The sequence below is a fragment of the Streptomyces sp. XY006 genome, from assembly GCF_002237655.1.
GTDB lineage: Bacteria > Actinomycetota > Actinomycetes > Streptomycetales > Streptomycetaceae > Streptomyces > Streptomyces levis.
The window spans coordinates 1-15,303 of record NZ_NOKT01000036.1 but is presented as its reverse complement, the minus strand read 5'-3'; the positions used below and the strand labels follow the sequence as shown (position 1 = coordinate 15,303).

The 15,303-nt window shown below is 72.4% G+C and carries 15 protein-coding genes and 1 tRNA gene; 10 read left to right on the top strand and 6 right to left on the bottom strand.

The features are described 5' to 3' along the window. The first annotated feature begins 21 nt into the window (after nt 1-21). The 5 genes from CHR28_RS32175 to tgmC all read left to right on the top strand — a co-directional run bounded on the left by CHR28_RS32175 (nt 22) and on the right by tgmC (nt 4,282). Nucleotides 22-1,224: a helix-turn-helix domain-containing protein gene (locus CHR28_RS32175; RefSeq protein ID WP_094057251.1), complete on the top strand. Its 1,203-nt coding sequence runs from the start codon at nt 22-24 to the stop codon at nt 1,222-1,224. A gap of 73 nt (nt 1,225-1,297) precedes the next feature. Continuing rightward, nucleotides 1,298-1,660 carry a hypothetical protein gene (locus CHR28_RS32170; protein WP_143655934.1) on the top strand — a complete coding sequence of 121 codons (363 nt, stop codon included), beginning with the start codon at nt 1,298-1,300 and terminating at the stop codon, nt 1,658-1,660. Between the two features lie 272 nt (nt 1,661-1,932). Beyond that, nucleotides 1,933-2,223, top strand: coding sequence for a putative ATP-grasp-modified RiPP (tgmA, locus tag CHR28_RS32165; RefSeq protein ID WP_094057249.1), 291 nt, complete (start codon nt 1,933-1,935; stop codon nt 2,221-2,223). Continuing rightward, nucleotides 2,220-3,167: an ATP-grasp ribosomal peptide maturase gene (gene tgmB / locus CHR28_RS32160; protein ID WP_094057248.1), complete on the top strand. Its 948-nt coding sequence runs from the start codon at nt 2,220-2,222 to the stop codon at nt 3,165-3,167. The genes tgmA and tgmB overlap by 4 nt, the downstream gene beginning before the upstream one ends. After that, complete coding sequence (gene tgmC / locus CHR28_RS32155; RefSeq protein WP_256984526.1) at nt 3,164-4,282, top strand: ATP-grasp peptide maturase system methyltransferase; 1,119 nt, start codon at nt 3,164-3,166, stop codon at nt 4,280-4,282. The genes tgmB and tgmC overlap by 4 nt, the downstream gene beginning before the upstream one ends. Nucleotides 4,283-4,503: 221 nt before the next feature. Here tgmC and CHR28_RS32150 read toward each other — a convergent pair. Next, nucleotides 4,504-4,575: transfer RNA gene (locus tag CHR28_RS32150), tRNA-Val, on the bottom strand. Between the two features lie 198 nt (nt 4,576-4,773). Here CHR28_RS32150 and CHR28_RS32145 point away from each other — a divergent pair. The 4 genes from CHR28_RS32145 (at nt 4,774) to CHR28_RS32130 (ending at nt 8,246) form a co-directional block, all read left to right on the top strand. Then, nucleotides 4,774-5,670 (top strand): DUF4097 family beta strand repeat-containing protein, encoded by an 897-nt coding sequence (locus tag CHR28_RS32145; protein WP_107473150.1) that lies wholly within the window; start codon nt 4,774-4,776, stop codon nt 5,668-5,670. A gap of 74 nt (nt 5,671-5,744) precedes the next feature. After that, nucleotides 5,745-7,148: a hypothetical protein gene (locus CHR28_RS32140; protein WP_094057246.1), complete on the top strand. Its 1,404-nt coding sequence runs from the start codon at nt 5,745-5,747 to the stop codon at nt 7,146-7,148. 22 nt (nt 7,149-7,170) lie between these two features. Beyond that, entirely contained in the window at nt 7,171-7,395 is a 225-nt protein-coding gene (locus CHR28_RS32135) for an FmdB family zinc ribbon protein (protein ID WP_094057245.1), read from the top strand. A 68-nt stretch (nt 7,396-7,463) separates the two neighbouring features. Further along, nucleotides 7,464-8,246, top strand: coding sequence for a DedA family protein (locus CHR28_RS32130; protein WP_094057244.1), 783 nt, complete (start codon nt 7,464-7,466; stop codon nt 8,244-8,246). Here CHR28_RS32130 and CHR28_RS32125 read toward each other — a convergent pair. Genes CHR28_RS32125 through CHR28_RS32115 form a run of 3 tightly spaced genes read right to left on the bottom strand, consistent with a single transcriptional unit; the run spans nt 8,167 to nt 12,792 of the window. Next, nucleotides 8,167-8,976 (bottom strand): HAD family hydrolase, encoded by an 810-nt coding sequence (locus tag CHR28_RS32125; RefSeq protein WP_094057243.1) that lies wholly within the window; start codon nt 8,974-8,976, stop codon nt 8,167-8,169. The genes CHR28_RS32130 and CHR28_RS32125 overlap by 80 nt on opposite strands. Continuing rightward, nucleotides 8,976-11,582 carry a phosphoribosyltransferase gene (locus CHR28_RS32120; protein ID WP_094057242.1) on the bottom strand — a complete coding sequence of 869 codons (2,607 nt, stop codon included), beginning with the start codon at nt 11,580-11,582 and terminating at the stop codon, nt 8,976-8,978. Before CHR28_RS32120 ends, CHR28_RS32125 begins: the two co-directional genes overlap by 1 nt. Before the next feature lie 43 nt (nt 11,583-11,625). Next, on the bottom strand, nt 11,626-12,792 hold the full coding sequence (locus CHR28_RS32115; protein ID WP_094057241.1) for an HpcH/HpaI aldolase/citrate lyase family protein: 1,167 nt from the start codon (nt 12,790-12,792) through the stop codon (nt 11,626-11,628). Between the two features lie 230 nt (nt 12,793-13,022). Here CHR28_RS32115 and CHR28_RS32110 point away from each other — a divergent pair, with 230 nt between their 5' ends. Continuing rightward, on the top strand, nt 13,023-13,937 hold the full coding sequence (locus CHR28_RS32110) for a TerD family protein (RefSeq protein ID WP_094057240.1): 915 nt from the start codon (nt 13,023-13,025) through the stop codon (nt 13,935-13,937). A 102-nt stretch (nt 13,938-14,039) separates the two neighbouring features. Here CHR28_RS32110 and CHR28_RS32105 read toward each other — a convergent pair whose 3' ends face one another. Together CHR28_RS32105 and CHR28_RS32100 are read right to left on the bottom strand one after the other, a co-directional pair. Beyond that, complete coding sequence (locus tag CHR28_RS32105) at nt 14,040-14,774, bottom strand: TerD family protein (protein WP_094057239.1); 735 nt, start codon at nt 14,772-14,774, stop codon at nt 14,040-14,042. A 130-nt stretch (nt 14,775-14,904) separates the two neighbouring features. Continuing rightward, a partial coding sequence (locus CHR28_RS32100) for a DUF475 domain-containing protein (protein ID WP_143655932.1) occupies nt 14,905-15,303 on the bottom strand: 399 nt, incomplete at its 5' end.

The window sequence follows — 15,303 nt, the reverse complement described above, 5'->3', positions numbered from 1 at the left end:
CGAGGAGCGAGGAGCAGGTGCATGGTTGCAGCAGACCTCCCGATCGGGGATCGCATCAGGCACTACCGCGGAGGACGCCGCCAAGACGCAGTCGCCGGGCTGGTCGGAATTTCGCCGGACTACCTGTCGCAGATCGAACGGGGCCTTAAGGTCCCGTCGCTGCAGATTCTGTTCGCCCTCGCCCAAGAACTGGGCGTGCCCACGGCAGCGCTACTCTCCGAGACGCCGCCCGCCGAGGAAGAGACGGCAGACACCGCCGAGGCCGGCGTAGGGCGCGCGTTACTCGGCTACGGGCCGCCCCGAAGCACCGAGCCCGTAACGGCCGCCGAGCTGAGGGACCGGGTCGAGGCAGCCTGGCGGAGCTGGCAGACCGACGCCGAGCGATTCACGAGGGCGGCGGAGACCCTGCCACGGCTGGTCGCCGATGTTGAGCACGCCGCACGCGCCGCGCGCGTCGGATCGGACCCTGTCGAGCGGCGTGCCGTCCTGCGAGCCGCCGCGGACCTGTACTGCCTGCTCCGCTCCTACCTGCGCCGCACGGGCCGCGTCGACCTCGCCACGCTCGCCGCCGACCGGGCGATGCGCGCAGCCGAAGACGCAGACGACCCCCTGCGCATCGCTGCGGCGCAGTGGAACCTGGGGCACGTCCTGCTCGCTGCCGGCCAGCCTGGTGAAGCGGAGGAACTGGCGCTGCGCGCGGCCGAGCAGGTGGCCGGCGCCCGCATCCCGGAGGTGGACCGAACGGCGATGGCCGGCGCTCTGCAGCTCGTCGCGGTAGTGGGGTCGGCTCGTCGGCGCCGGTGGTGGGAGGCGCGCGACCGGCTCAGGGATCATGCGGCGACGGCGGCCCGTGTGGTGCCCGACGACAGCAACGTCGGTTGGACGGTGTTCGGGCCGACCAACGTAGCGCTGCACGCCCTGTCGATCGAGATGGAGGCCGGCGAGACGGGCGAGGCCCTGCACACAGCGGACGCCATCGACACCAGTGGGCTGCCGTCGCTGGAGCGGGAGTTCACCTTCGGCTTGGAAATCGCAGCCTGTCATAGCCAGCGCCGGGATGATGCGGCAGCCCTGCTCGCCCTCCTCGGACTGGAGTCGATCGCGCCGGAGGACCTCGCGCGGACTCCACTCGCACGACAGCTGGTGTTGACGGTGATCCGCCGGGCTCGGGCGATGCATGCCCGGCAGGCGGAGCAGCTGGCGGTGCGCATCGGGCTCGTGTAAGCGCGCCGAGCCAGTGGCTCACCCGAACTGTCAGCTCGGGTGAGATCGACGGCGCCTACCTACGGTCGTTTGTGTGAGACGGATCACCGCGATCGTGGAGGCCCCACCCATGCGCAGCGAGACGACCAGCCCGGACGTCGGCGCTCTCGCACTGCTGCCGCTGCCGAACGTGTCCTCGCTGTCGCAGCGGCAGACCGAGGGCACGATCTGCGTGTGGTGCGGTGCCGGTCTCATCCCGTACACGGCACGCGATCTGGGCTCCCGTCCCAGCCCCCGCGGGGGGCAGATCTTCCCCCGCGGCTGCGGGAAGTGCGTCCGGGAAAAGGCGTCCGACACCTACAAGCTGCACGTGTCGCACTGCGACGCGTGCCTGCGCACTGAGGCGTGCCCCGACCGGATGGGCCTGCGGAGCCTCGCTTCCCAGGGGGCACCGTGACGCTTTCCGCATCGCCGGTCGTCGAGGCCTCGTGGTGCGACGCGTACGTGCGCCTATCAGACCACTGCGTCACCTGCCCAACGTGCACGGCCGTGGACCAGCAGGGGAAGAACCTCCGGCTCCCGTGCACCGCGGCACACCAGCTGAGCGAGGAGCACCGCCAGGCTCGGCGCACCTGAGCTCGCCATTGGACTCCCGCCCCGGTCCCCAACCCTGGACAGGTCGAGCGCCGGGGCGGGTCCCACACCCTTCAAGACGACACGAGGAGCAGCATGTTCGTCCACTCCGACCGTCTGCCCACCAGCCTGGCCCTCCCGCAGGGCCTCGTCACCGCCCGCCCGTGGGGTCTCGGCCGCATGGCGCCCTACCCCACCGTGGCCCCCGCCTACGCCCGCGTCGCCCTGGACCCGGCCACACAGACCGCGGTGTTCTACGACGCTGCCGGCCAGGTGGTGCAGATGGGCAAGCACGGCACCAGCTCGGGCACCAACCCGTCGACGGGCACCAGCCCTGACGGGCAGGGCGGCGGGGACACCGACACCGGGAACGACACCGACCAGTGAGCGGTCCGCGTCCGGTGTTGGTCGTCACCAGCCTGCACGACCCCACCGCCGACGTGGTGATCAACGAGCTGCACGGCCGGGACGTCCCGGTCGTGCGGCTCGACTCGGGGGACTTCCCCGCATCACTGTCGCTGGAGGCAGAGATCACCGAGCACGGCCTCCGCGGCCGTCTCCTCACGCCCTCCCGCACCGCGGACCTCGCGAACGTGCGGGCCCTGTACTACCGGCGCCCGTCCGGTTTCGCCTTCCCGCACCTCGACGAGCAGGACGCCCAGTTCGCCGTCACCCAGGCCCGGTACGGGCTCGGCGGAGTCCTGGCCTCCCTGCCCGACTGCCTGTACGTGAACCACCCGCACCGCATCGGCGATGCGGAGTTCAAGCCGGCCGGGCTGGCCGCAGCGGCGAAGGCCGGGTTCCTGCTGCCGCCCACCCTCATCACCTCAAGCCCCGACGCCGCCCGGCTGTTCATCAAGCGGCACGGCTCGGTCATCTACGAGCCGCTGTGGAACCCGGTGTATCTGGTCGGCGGCGTCTCGTCCGTGGTGAAGGTCGCCGAGGTCGCCGAGGCGGACATCACCGATGACGTCGCGGGCACCGCGCACCTCTTCCAGGAGCGCGTCCCCAAGGTCGCCGACGTGCGGGCGACCGTCATCGGTGGTGACGTGTTCTGCATCCGCATCGACTCCGACCTCCTCGACTGGCGCACCGATTACAGCCGCCTGACCTACACGGTCGTCGAGGCACCGCCCGGCATCCGCCCGGCACTTCACCGCTACATGCGCGGCTTCGGGCTCGTCTTCGGCGCTTTCGACTTCGCCGTCGGCGAGGACGGCCGATGGTGGTTCCTGGAGTGCAATCCCTCCGGCCAGTGGCACTGGCTGGAGACCGAGACCGGCCTGCCCATGACCGCGGCCCTGGCCGACCTTCTGGAGAGGACACCGTGACCGAAGAAGCACAGCTCCACCGGCTGCTCCTGGACAGGCTGACGTCCACCGGCAGCCTGCGCACCGAGCCGTGGAAGCGGGCAGCCGCGGCCGTCCCCCGGCACGAGTTCCTGCGCGGCGGCTTCTTCCGGCGCGCGCACGGCTCGGACTTCACCGCGTGGCAACCCGTCCGGCCAGGAGAGCCGGGCTGGCTGGAGGGCTGCTACACCGACGAGTCGCTGGTGACACAGATCGCCGGCACGATCGTGCCCGCGGACATCCGCGGCCGGATCAGCCGGGAGCCGACCAGCTCCAGCACACTGCCCTCCCTCGTCCTGCGCATGCTGGAGGACCTCCAGGTCGAGGACGGCCACCAGGTCCTGGAGATCGGGACCGGCACCGGCTACTCGACCGCCCTGCTCTGTGCACGGCTCGGCGAGGACCACGTCACCTCCATCGAGTACGACCAGGACGTAGCCACCCTGGCCCGAGCCGCGCTCGGCCACGTCGGCCTCTACCCCACGCTCATCACCGGCGACGGGCTCCTCGGCCACAGCGAGGACGCCCCCTACGACCGGGTGATCGCCACGTGCGCCGTGCGCACCGTGCCGGCCGGGTGGATCGAGCAGACCCGGCCAGGCGGCCTGATCCTGGCGACCATCAGCGGATGGCTCGGCTCCTCCGAGCTCGCGCGGCTGACGGTGCGCCGCGACGGCACAGCATCCGGTCCGCTGCTCGGCGGCGGAGTGAACTTCATGCTCGCCCGCCCGCACCTGCCGCCGCCGCTCGGCCTGCTCCCCGACCTGGAGGACGGCAAGGAGGGCGAGACGACCGTCGGCACGGAGGTGCTGGACAACTGGGCGTCCCGGTTCGTCGTGCAGCTCGCCGTGCCGGGCGCCCAGCGGCTGACGCTGGGGAGGGACGGGCGCACCGAGGACGTCCTGGTCGACGTCGAGACCGGCTCGTGGGCCGCGGTGTACCAGGACGGCGGCCGGTGGCTCGTCCGGCAGGGCGGCCCGGAGCCGCTGTGGGACGCCGTGGAGGAGGCGTTCCGCCGCTGGTGCGCGGCCGGCGCCCCGATGCTGGAGAGGTTCACCGTCACCGTCACGCCGGAGGGGCAGGCCATCCACTGGTGACGCTGGCTCCTGTCAGCGAACCAGTTCAGCGAGGGGCACCCGCTGGGCGTCCGCGATGAGCAGCAATTCGGTGTCCAATCGGGCACGGGGTCGAGAGGCTCCCCCAAATGAGTGGCAAAGAAACATGATCGTTTGGGGTTGTGGACTCTATGTGGATTCCGGCAGCAGAAGAGGCCCCGCGGAAAAGCTCCGGGGGGCCTCTGACCTGCTGCTTGACTAGGTGGGCGCGGACGGTTTCGAACCGCCGACATCCTGCTTGTAAGGCAGGCGCTCTACCCCTGAGCTACGCACCCGGCTCCCGGGTCACGCGCCCAGGACGAGTCGACAGCCTACATTGCCCGGGGCGCGGTCCCGCAAACCCGTATCGCCGGTGGTGCCGGGGGTTATCCCCACCCCGGATCCGGGAGCCGCCCGGATCCCCCGGCGGGCCCCGCGTTCGTACGGTCGTAGAGCGCCCGAGAGCGCCCGTCGTCCGCCAGGGGGAAATCGTCATGGCCCGCACCGCACGCACCGCCGGCACCACTGCCGGCACCACCGCCGGCACCGCCACCCGCAGCACCCGCACGTCCCGCCCCGCCCTCGTCCGCACGGCCGCCGTCGCCGGTGCCGTCGTGGGGCTCGTCGCCGGGCTCGGCGCCTGCGGTGCCTCCGCCGGGGACGACAAGGAGCCCGAGCGCCGGTCCTTCGGCCTCCAGGGCCGCACCCTCACCGTCGACTCCGACGACTCCGCCCTGGAGATCGTCGCCGCCGACGGCCATGCGCGCGGGAAGATCGAGGTCACCCGGTGGTTCCAGGGCTCGGTCGTCCTCGGCGAGGACCCCGGCGTCACCTGGACCATGAAGGACGACCGGCTGGTCCTGCGGCTGAAGTGCTCGGGCTTCGTCGCCGACTGCTCCGCCAGGCACCGCATCGAGGTGCCCCGCGGCATCACCGTGAACGTCCGGGACGGCGACGGCAGCGTCCGCGCCCGGGGCTTCCGCGATCCGCTGAACATCCGCACGGGCGACGGCTCCGTCCGCGTCACCGACACCACCGGCCCCGTCGAGCTGCGCACCGGCGACGGATCGATCCGCGTCTCCGGCACCACCGGCCCGCTGCGGATGCGCACCGGCGACGGTTCCATCCGGGCGGACGTCTCCTCCCGCGACGTGCGCACCCACACCGGCGACGGCTCCGTCCACCTCGAACTCGGCGCCGTACCCGACCGCGTGGACTCCCGCAGCGGGGACGGCTCCGTGACCATCGCCCTGCCCCGGGCCGGCTACCGCGTGAGCACCGAGACCGGGGACGGCGGCGTCGACGTGACCGTGCCCCGCGACGAGAACAGCGCCCACGTGGTGTCCGCCCGCACCGGTGACGGCAAAGTGACGGTCCGAACGGCGAACTAACCGGCCCGTGTGTTCGTCCTTAACCGGTGGGAGAATGACACCGGGCAGGGTGGACCACAGCACGGGAGAGGGATGTGACGGCGACACCAGCGCAGCCGTACTCGCCGTCGGTGCCGCGCGCACGCCGTCCGCGCCGCCGCCTCACCCGGGGACCGGGCCCGCTCCGCGACACGCTCACGCTCGTAACCCTGCCCCTGCTGGCCGCGCTGGCCCTGCCCGCCGCCTTCGCGGGCGGCGGCACCCGCCGCTGGTTCGGCGGCCGGGCCGACAACCAGCGGGCCGAGGCGCAGGCCGCGAAGGACGCCGCCGCGGCGGCCTTCTACGAGCTCGACACCGCCCAGCGCGACCTGCGCATCTCCATCGAGACGATCACCGCCGTCGACGACTCCCCGGCCGCCCGGCGCGCCGTCGGCGACTTCGACGCCCTCGGGCGGCGCATCGACGAGGCCAGCCACCGGTACATCGACGCCGTCGACGCCCACGACCTCGACCGCGACGACCTGGAGGCCTCCGCCGCCTCCCGCGCCCGCAGCGAGCTGACGGCGGCCAAGGAGGAGCTCGGCCGCGTCAAGCAGGAGCTGGACCGGTTCGCCGACGGCCTCGGCCCGCTGCTCGGCAAGGCCGAGACGCAGCTGGCCCGCCTCGCCCCCGCGGTGGAACGCGCCCGCCAGGCCCTGCTCGCCGCCTCCAACGCCCTCGACTCGGTCCGCGCCACGGGCCTGAAGGCGGACGACCTCGCCGCCCGGCTGGCCGCCCTCTCCCCCGAGCTCACGAAGCTGAACCAGGGCGCCGGTCAGCACGGCGTACCGCAGACCCTGGAGCGGGCCGAGCGCGTCACCCGCGAGGCGGAGGCGGTCCGGGTCGAGGCCGAGCGGCTGCCCGAGCGCGCCGCCGAGATCGACCACCGGCTCGTCTCCCTGCGCACCCGCGCCCAGGCCCTGACCACCCGCTCCGAACAGGTCGACCCGATCCTCAGCGAGCTGCGCCGCCGCTTCACCGCCGCCTGCTGGCAGGACCTGCAGAGCGTTCCCGACACGGCCGCCGAGAACGTCCGCCAGGCGGAGACGAAACTCGCCGAGGCCCGCACCGCCCGCGACGAACAGCGCTGGGCCGACGCGACCGCCCTGCTGTCGACCGTGCGGGCCCTGCTGAACACCACCGACGAGGCCGTCTCGGCCGCCGGCGACCGCCTGCACCGGCTGAACGCCGTGCAGAAGGACCCCCAGCAGGAGATCGAACGCACCCGCTTCGCCATCCGCGACGCCCAGCGCCTGGCCATGGCCGGCCGCAACACCCCCGACCCGCGCCACGCCCGCCCCCTGGACGACGCGGTGGCCCGCCTGGAACGCGCCGTCGCGACCCTGGAGGGCCGCCACCCCGACTACTGGCACTTCCTCATGGAGACGGAAGCGGTCCGCCGGTCCGTGGCGCACGTGGTCGCCCTGATCCGCGAGGAACGGGGCACGGCGGCCCACTGACCGCGCCGGTTAACCTGTGCCCATGCCTCGCTACGAGTACCGCTGCCGTACCTGCGGCGACACGTTCGAACTCAGCCGCCCCATGGCCCAGTCCTCCGACCCCGCGGCCTGCCCCTCGGGGCACGACGACACGGTGAAGCTCCTGTCGACGGTCGCCGTGGCCGGCTCGGCCTCCGCTCCCGCCCCGGCGCCCCGCGCGGGCGGTGGCGGCGGAGGCGGCTGCTGCGGTGGCGGCTGCTGCGGCTGACGCCGTCCCCGGGCCCTCAGGTCCTTTTCCTCAGGATCCCTTCAGGTCCGGTTTCCTAGCGTGGGGGCATGACAGCCATCGCCGCGGACGCCGGACCGCAGTGGGTCAACGACCTCATGGACGCGCTGGGCGCGCCGGGTGCCGGTCTCGCCATCGCCCTGGAGAACCTGTTCCCGCCGCTGCCCAGCGAGGTGATCCTGCCCATGGCCGGGTTCGCCGCGAGCAGCGGACGGATGAGCCTGCTCGCCGTCCTGCTGTGGACGACGGCGGGCTCCGTGCTCGGCGCGCTCGCGCTGTACGGGGTGGGGGCGCTGCTCGGCCGTGACCGGACGGTGGCCGTCGCCCGCCGCCTGCCGCTGGTCAAGGTCTCGGACATCGAGAAGACCGAGGCGTGGTTCCTCAAGCACGGCACCAAGGCCGTGTTCTTCGGCCGGATGATCCCGATCTTCCGCAGCCTGATCTCCGTGCCGGCGGGTGTCGAGCGCATGCGCCTGCCGGTGTTCCTGGCCCTGACGACCCTGGGCAGCGCGATCTGGAACACAGTGTTCGTCCTCGCGGGCTACTTCCTCGGCGCGAACTGGCACACCGTGTCCGACATCGTCTCCACCTACTCCAAGGTGGTCCTGGCCGTCGCGGCCCTGGCGGTGGCGGTGTTCATCGCGATACGGCTGCGACGGCGCCCCAAGGGGACGCGCCCCGAAGGGGCGCGGGGAACTGCGCGATCAGCCACGACGGCGCCGCACCCGCACGACGACCACCCCACCCGGACGCTCAGGCGTCCCGCACTGCCCCCAGCATCTCCCGCAGGATCCGCTCCCCGGCGAGAACCCCCCGGTCGGGCAGCACCCTGATCGAGGGAGCCGTGAAGCCCGTGTCGGCCAGCTCCCCGTGGCCGGGCCGCCAGCCCTGGTCCGCCGCGAGGAGCAGGTCGGTGTCGAGCAGCGAGTCCCCCGCGGCCAGCGTGAGACCCGCGCCGGTGCGCCGCGCGACCTCCCGCATCGCCGCGCTCTTGGTGAGCGGCTTGGGCACCGCGTAGATCTTGCGGCCCTGCAGGGACACGGTCCAGCCGCGGTTCTCCGCCCACACCGCGAGCTCCTTCACCCAGTCCTCGTGCAGCAGTTCACGCTCCACGACGAGGTAGGCGAAGAGGTCGTCGGCGACGCGGTGCTTGCGCACCCACACCGGGTCGGCCGCCCTGAGCAGGTGTTCCTGCACCTCGGCCAGGGGCGCGCACTGGTCGGCCAGCCGCGCGGTCACCTGCGCGTGCCAGTCGGGGTCGGAGACGCCGTCGACCAGGAGGTGCCCGCCGTTGGCGCAGATCGCGTATGTGGGCGCCGGGCCGGGCAGGTTGATGCGCTGGTACTGCTTGCGCGTCCGGGTCGTCGTCGGCACGAACACGGCCTCGTCGCCCAGTTCGGCCAGGAGCCGCGCCGCCGTCTCGGTCATGTACGACAGCGGCCTGCTCTCGTGCACCTCCACGCACAGCAGCCGGGGCGCCCGCGCGTCCGGCATGGTCAGCGCCAGGGCCGCGGCGGAGTAGATCAGGGTGCGGTCGAGGTCGCTCGCGACGATCACCGGCATCAGACCGTCACCGCCTTGCCGTCGGCGCCGGTCGCGCCCCGGGTGTACTGGGGGTGGATCAGGCCGACGCAGGTGTAGGGCAGGTCGGCCACCTCCTCGACGGGCACGCCCCGTTGCTCGGCGAGCAGGCGGACGTGGTCCAGGTCGCTGCCCGCCCCGGCGCGCGCCAGGACCTTCCACGGCACGCGGCGCAGCATCACGCGGGTGGTCTCGCCCACGCCGGGCTTGACGAGGTTGACGTCGTGGATGCCGTACTCCTCACTGATGCGTTCGACCGCGGCCCAGCCCTCCCAGGTGGGCGAGCGGTCGGCGGCGAGCAGTTCCCCGGCCTGGGCGCAGGCGGCGTCCGCGACCTCCGGGAACCGGGCGGAGACGGCGTCCAGGAAGGTCACCGAGACGTCGGTCGCGGCGAGTTCGCGGTAGAACTTCGCGCCGTGGAAGTCGTGCGGGCCGACCAGGTCCGCGCGCAGCACGGTCCGTGAGATCAGGCCGGAGACCGTGGAGTTGAGGCAGGCGGAGGGGATGAGGAAGTCCTCGCGGGTGCCGTAGGTCCGTACGCAGGAGCCGGGGTCGGCCAGGACGGCGATCTCCGGGTCGAAGCCGGTGATGCCGTCGGACTTCTCGAACTCCGTGAGCGCCTGGGCGAGTTCGCGGGTGATGGCGCCCTTGCCGGTCCAGCCGTCGACGAAGACGACGTCCCGGGGGTCGTGGTGCTCGGCGAGCCAGCGCAGCGCGTTGGCGTCGATGCCGCGGCCCCGGACGATCGACACGGCGTAGTGCGGCAGGTCGAGGCCGTGCCGGTACCGGGCCCAGCGGCGCATGAGGATGCCCACGGGGGTGCCGGCCCGGGCCAGGGAGACCAGCACCGGGCGCGGCGACCGCTCGGCGAGGACGGTCTCGGTGACGACGCCGACCGCTTGCGCGATCCGGGCCGCCGAGTCCTCCAGCGCGGCGTGGAAGAGAGCCTGGTACTGCTCGCTCGGCTGGTACTCCACGGGCAGCGACTCCGCGTAGTGGGCGCCGCCGCTCTGGATGGCCTCCTCGCGCTCCTCGGTCGGCGCCTCCAGTGTCACGTCCGAGAGGTCCTGGAGCAGCCAGCCGACCTCCTCGGGCGCGTACGAGGAGAAGGCGGGGCCGCGCAGGGGCTCGGGCAGCATGAAGGGCCTTTCGGGGGCGGGCGGGGTCTTCGGGACGTACGACGGCACGACGGCGAGGAGGACCCGCGGGGTGTGGGCCGCGAGGCGGGCCAGCAGTCCGTCGGGGGCGTGCAGCGCCGGGGTGTCCGCGGCGGAGTCGACGACGGCGACGACGGCGTCGAAACCGGCACCGGCGACGTTGTAGGCGTACCGCTCGCCCGGGCCGTCGGCGGGGTCGTCGTGGGCGGGGAAGGCGAGGCGGGTGCGTATCGCGTAGCCCGGGTCGTCCACGGCGAGGACGGGCGAGCGGGTGGTGGTGGAGTAGCGCACCTCGGCGTCCGTGGTCCGCTCCAAAGCCTCGGCGAGCCGCAGCGGGGCGTACATCAGCTCCTCGAAGCCCAGCACGTGCACGCGCCGAGCTCCCCGCGGCAGCGCGTCGGCGATCCGGGCGGCCATGCCGGGCAGGGCGGCTTCCAGGCGTTCCCGGTGGGCGGGGGTGAAGCCGTGCCGGCCCCCGTCGGGGAGACCGGCGGGCCACTGCAGGTCGACGCGGGTGGCGTAGGGGGCGGTGCCCTCGTCGTCCGGGTGCGGGCCGCTGGGGGCTGGTCGCGCATTTCCCCGCGCCCCTGAAAGGGGCGTGTCGGCAACGCCCTCAAGAGGCGCTGAAGACTGCGCGAGCGACCACGACGGCGCCGCACCCGCCGACGGACTCTCCGCCGCACTCTCGGACGCGTACCGCGCCACCAGCTCCTGCCCCTTCTCCAGCACCCCCTCCGGCAGCCGCACCGTCCCCGAAGCCGCCGCCACGAGATCCACCCGCGCACCGATCTCGCGGGCGAAGTCCTCCAGCCGGCCGGCATCGGCAGCGGACCGCATGTCCACCAGCGCCACCACGACGTACCGCCGCCGCGGGTACCGCGCGTGAAGATCGCGCACGGTGTTCAGCACCGTGTTCCCCGTGGAGAACTCGTCGTCGACCAGGACCAGCGGCCCGTCACCGGCGAGCAGCGCGGGATCCTCCGGCAGCAGCAGATGCGAGGTGGCGTGCGAGTGGGACTCCTCGAAGCCGCCCGCCGGGGCGAGCCCGGCGACCGGGCGGCGGGTGGAGTGCAGGCAGGGGGCGAGGCCGAGGCCGTCGGCGACGGAGTGGCCGAGGCCCGTCGCGGTCTCCGCGTAGCCGAGGACGACGGCCTTGCGGGCCTCGTCGTCGCCGAGCAGGTCCCGCACGCGGCGGCCGAGCGCGACCCCGTGGCCGTGGACGACGGACGGCGACTGCGGCACGTGCTTGCCCAGCACGTTCGACACGAGCAGGTGGGCCCGCTTGGGGTTGCGGCGCAGCGCCAGCCCCAGCAGGTCGGTCAGCCGGTCGTCACCGGCCAGCTCGACGCCGAGCCGCTCGGCGACCCAGCTGCCCGACCAGACGCCGTCGCGCACCTCGTGGTGCGGCCCCTCGTTCACTGCCTTCTCCATGGATTCCCTGCGTCGCGTTCACCGGTGTACCTGGTTCGAGGAGTCAGCTCGGCAGACCCGCCGCGAGCAGTTCCACGAAGCCGATGTCCTCGTTGGCCACGCCGAACACCTCGGCGCGCAGAAGCGTCCGCTCCGCCCAGGCGCGGTGCGGCTTCACCTCGTTCATCTTGTTGGTGTACGCCGATCTCAGCACACCCCCGCCGCCGCGCTCGGGGCGCAGGATGTCCTGGGCGTCCGAGAACTCCTCGTGGCTGACGACCGACAGGGCGTGCACCGGCAGGACGTGGGAGGGGTGGATGCACGTCTTGCCCAGCAGGCCGTTGGCCTGGTCCAGGGAGATCTCGCGCAGCAGCCCGTCCATGGCGTGCTCGATCAGCTTCTCGCGCAGCTCGGCGGCCTGCACCTCCAGGAAGGGGCTCTGCCGCAGCAGCGGCTTGAACATGCGCTCCTGGACCCGGAAGTACTCCCACACCGGCCCCGTCACCGTGAAGCCCGTGCCGTCGGCGCGGCCCAGCATGTTCACCACGTCGGCGATCACGGAGGCGACGACCTGCACGTCGTAGGCGGTCATGTCGGGGCCCCGGCGCAGCCCGTAGGAGGAGCAGAAGTCCGTCACGCCGAGGCGCAGGGCGAGGACGCGGTCGCGGTACTTGTCGACCGCGCGGAAGATGCCCTCCAGGGTCTCGACCCGCGACTCGCGGTAGAGCAGCTCGGGGGATTCGAGGACCGGCATGGCGAAAAGGCGACGGCCGCTTTCGGCCTCGGCGGTCGACAGGGCCTCGAGGAACGGGATGCCGCGTTCGGCGGTGAACTTCGGCAGGACGAACCCGGACAGCAGCCGGACGGCGGGGCCGAGGCGCCGTACGAGGTCGGGTATCTGCTCGGGGGCGCGGACGCGGATGAACAGCAGCGGCAGATCCGCGTCCGGCAGGCCGGCCAGGGCCGTGAGCTGCCGGACGAGATTCTCCTCGCCGGGGCCCACTTCCGCGTCGTCGATGGAGTCCTCCAGGCAGAGCACCATCGAGACCACGCCGCGACCGGCCTGCTTGAGGACGTCGTCGGCGAGGCGGGGCCGGGTGGCCGGGCTGTAGAGCGTGGCGCCCAAGGCCGCGGAGAGCAGCCGGGCCGGGGAGTCGGGCGTGAACACGCACGGCTCCCGGTGGAAGAGACGCTTCCGCACCTCAGGGGCGATGTGCCCGAAATGACGCATGGAACTCCCCCGTGGTGGTGGTGCGGCCTGTGAATCGATGAAAGGTGGCCGGTAATAGTACGTAGAAGTCCATGTCGGAGGTTCCCGTCAGGCATGAATTTCAGGTAACGCGGGCAATCACAGCCAGTACCCGGCCATGACGACGGTAGTCCCCGGCGGCCGTCCGCGCCGCTCGTGGCACCCGGCACCCCGCGTTGTCGTGAGCAGGACCGAGAAGGCAGGATGACCGCATGACGCACGCGATGCTGAAGGGGTCGAACGTCCCGCTGGAGGCCACCACGGTGCGCGCCGTGCTGCGCTGGACACCCGGGCAGGGGGTTCCGGACGTCGACGCCTCCGCGCTGCTCCTCGGCCCCGACGGTCGTGTGCGCTCCGACGAGGACTTCGTCTTCTACAACCAGCCCCGGCACCCCTCCGGGAAGGTGTGGCGGCTCGGCAAGAAGCGGGTCGCCGAGGGCCTGACCGACACGATCCAGACAGAGCTCACCGGTGTCGAGCCGGAAGTCAGCCGGATTCTGCTGGTCGCCTCGGCGGACGGCGTGACGTTCGACCGCGTACGGGAGCTGCGCATCCTGCTGTACGACGCGGCCGACGCCGGCACGGAGGCGCTGGCGTACTTCGACGTCAAGCCGGAGACGGGCGAGGAGACCGCGCTGATCTGCGGCGAGCTGTACCGGCGCGGCGAGGGCTGGAAGTTCCGGGCGCTGGGCGAGGGCTACTCGAACGGGCTGAAGGGCCTGGCGACCGACTTCGGCATCTCCGTGGACGAGTCGGAGGCGGCCCAGGAGCCGACCACGACCGTGCCCGCGCCTCCCACGACGGCCGGTTCCGCCCAGCCCACGGCCCCCGGGCCCCGGCAGCAGGCCGCCGCGCAGTCCTCCGGAGAGACGTCCCGGCCGCTGCCGCCGGAGCAGCCGACCGCGGTGCCCGCGCAGTCCGGGTACGGCTACCCGCCCCAGCAGCCCCCGGCGACCCAGCCGGCCTACGGCTATCCGCAGCCCACGAGCCGTCCCGCCTACGGCTACCCACAGGCACCGGCCGCTGCGGGCGGGCAGTCCGGCTACGGCTACCCGCAGCCGGTCACCGCGGCCCCCGACCCGGACTTCCGGCTGCCCCCGCAGGGCCCGCAGTTCATCGGCCGCTGAGTCCGGCGACACCGCCGAGGCCCCCCGGACCGCCCAGGCCGCCGCAAACCCCCGGACCGCCAAGGCCGCCGAGACCACCGGGCCCGCGGAGATGCCGCGGGCTCAGCGGTCGACCTTCGTCTTGTAGCCCCGCCCCCACTGCAGCCCCCACCCGTAGAGCCGGTCCAGTTCCGCCTGGAAGCCGTAGACGAACTTGGCCTCGCGGCGGACGACGATCTCGTTCTTGACCTTCTCGATCATGACGACCGCGCAGGAGCGGGCCTGCGGCTGACGTTCGTCCAGGTGGATCTCGATGCGGGGGCCGTTGCTCGGGTAGAGCGTGACGATGGCCTGGGCGCGGTCGAAGGCGGGCGTCTGGTCGTAGATGTAGACGAAGACCAGGAGCCGCTTGATGCTGTCGCGGTGGTCCAGGTTGATGTACATCGTCTCGCCGGACCCCGAGCCGAACCGGTCATCGCCGCTGAGCTTGACGTACGGCGGGGCGTTGACGTCGCCGAAGTACCCGCCGAGCGGCTGCACGACGCCCTTGGTGCCGTCCTGGAGCTCGTAGAGGCAGCCCAGGTCGAGGTCGACGTTGACCATGCTCTGGCTGTGTCCTACGACCTCCGGTGGCTTGAGGGCCCGCAAGGGATGCCGCAGCAGGCTCTCGCGCTGGGAGCCGCCGATGTCGGAGGTGCGCATCCGCCAGCTGAGGTTGACCCGCAGATGGCCGGTGGCCGCGTCCTGCTTGGTGAGTGATATCTGCGCGCGCCGCTTGGTCAGCTCGATCGCGTTGGTCGACGCACCACCCGAGTCGAACTGCACAGTGCCGCGCCGGAGTCCGTCGAACAGGCCCATTCCGCCCCCACGTTCACTTGGAGACCGCGGGTCGTCGCCCTGCCCGCGGCCCTTGACGACCGACGGGGCGGCCGCCGAGGAGTCGCCTCGGTGGCCGCCCCGTCGAGAGCGTTCCTCACCCGGAGGGCTGTCACACCCCGGACGAGACCTCAGTCTTGTCGTCCGAGCCGGACTGTCCCTCGGCCGCCGCGAGGGCGCGGTTGCGGCGGACGGAGGACCAGAAGGAGGCGCCGATCAGGACAACTCCGATGAGGCCGGTGATGATCTCGTTGATCTCGTACTGGATGGTGACCAGCAGGATCATGGCGAGCGCGCCGATGGCGTAGTGCGCGCCGTGCTCCAGGTAGACGTAGTCGTCCAGGGTGCCCTGGCGGACCAGGTAGACCGTGAGCGACCGGACGTACATGGCGCCGATGCCCAGGCCGAGGGCCATCAGGACGATGTCGTTGGTGATGGCGAAGGCGCCGATCACACCGTCGAAGGAGAAGGACGCGTCCAGGACCTCCAGGTAGAGGAACATGAAGAACGC

Excerpts from the sequence above, each read along its gene's own strand:
- CHR28_RS32175 (WP_094057251.1), top strand. The coding sequence starts at position 22 with ATGGTTGCAGCAGACCTCCCGATCGGGGATCGCATCAGGCACTACCGC.
- tgmA (WP_094057249.1), top strand. The coding sequence starts at position 1,933 with ATGTTCGTCCACTCCGACCGTCTGCCCACCAGCCTGGCCCTCCCGCAG.
- CHR28_RS32145 (WP_107473150.1), top strand. The coding sequence starts at position 4,774 with ATGGCCCGCACCGCACGCACCGCCGGCACCACTGCCGGCACCACCGCC.
- CHR28_RS32135 (WP_094057245.1), top strand. The coding sequence starts at position 7,171 with ATGCCTCGCTACGAGTACCGCTGCCGTACCTGCGGCGACACGTTCGAA.
- CHR28_RS32130 (WP_094057244.1), top strand. The coding sequence starts at position 7,464 with ATGACAGCCATCGCCGCGGACGCCGGACCGCAGTGGGTCAACGACCTC.
- CHR28_RS32125 (WP_094057243.1), bottom strand. The coding sequence starts at position 8,976 with ATGCCGGTGATCGTCGCGAGCGACCTCGACCGCACCCTGATCTACTCC.
- CHR28_RS32120 (WP_094057242.1), bottom strand. The coding sequence starts at position 11,582 with ATGGAGAAGGCAGTGAACGAGGGGCCGCACCACGAGGTGCGCGACGGC.
- CHR28_RS32115 (WP_094057241.1), bottom strand. The coding sequence starts at position 12,792 with ATGCGTCATTTCGGGCACATCGCCCCTGAGGTGCGGAAGCGTCTCTTC.
- CHR28_RS32110 (WP_094057240.1), top strand. The coding sequence starts at position 13,023 with ATGACGCACGCGATGCTGAAGGGGTCGAACGTCCCGCTGGAGGCCACC.
- CHR28_RS32105 (WP_094057239.1), bottom strand. The coding sequence starts at position 14,774 with ATGGGCCTGTTCGACGGACTCCGGCGCGGCACTGTGCAGTTCGACTCG.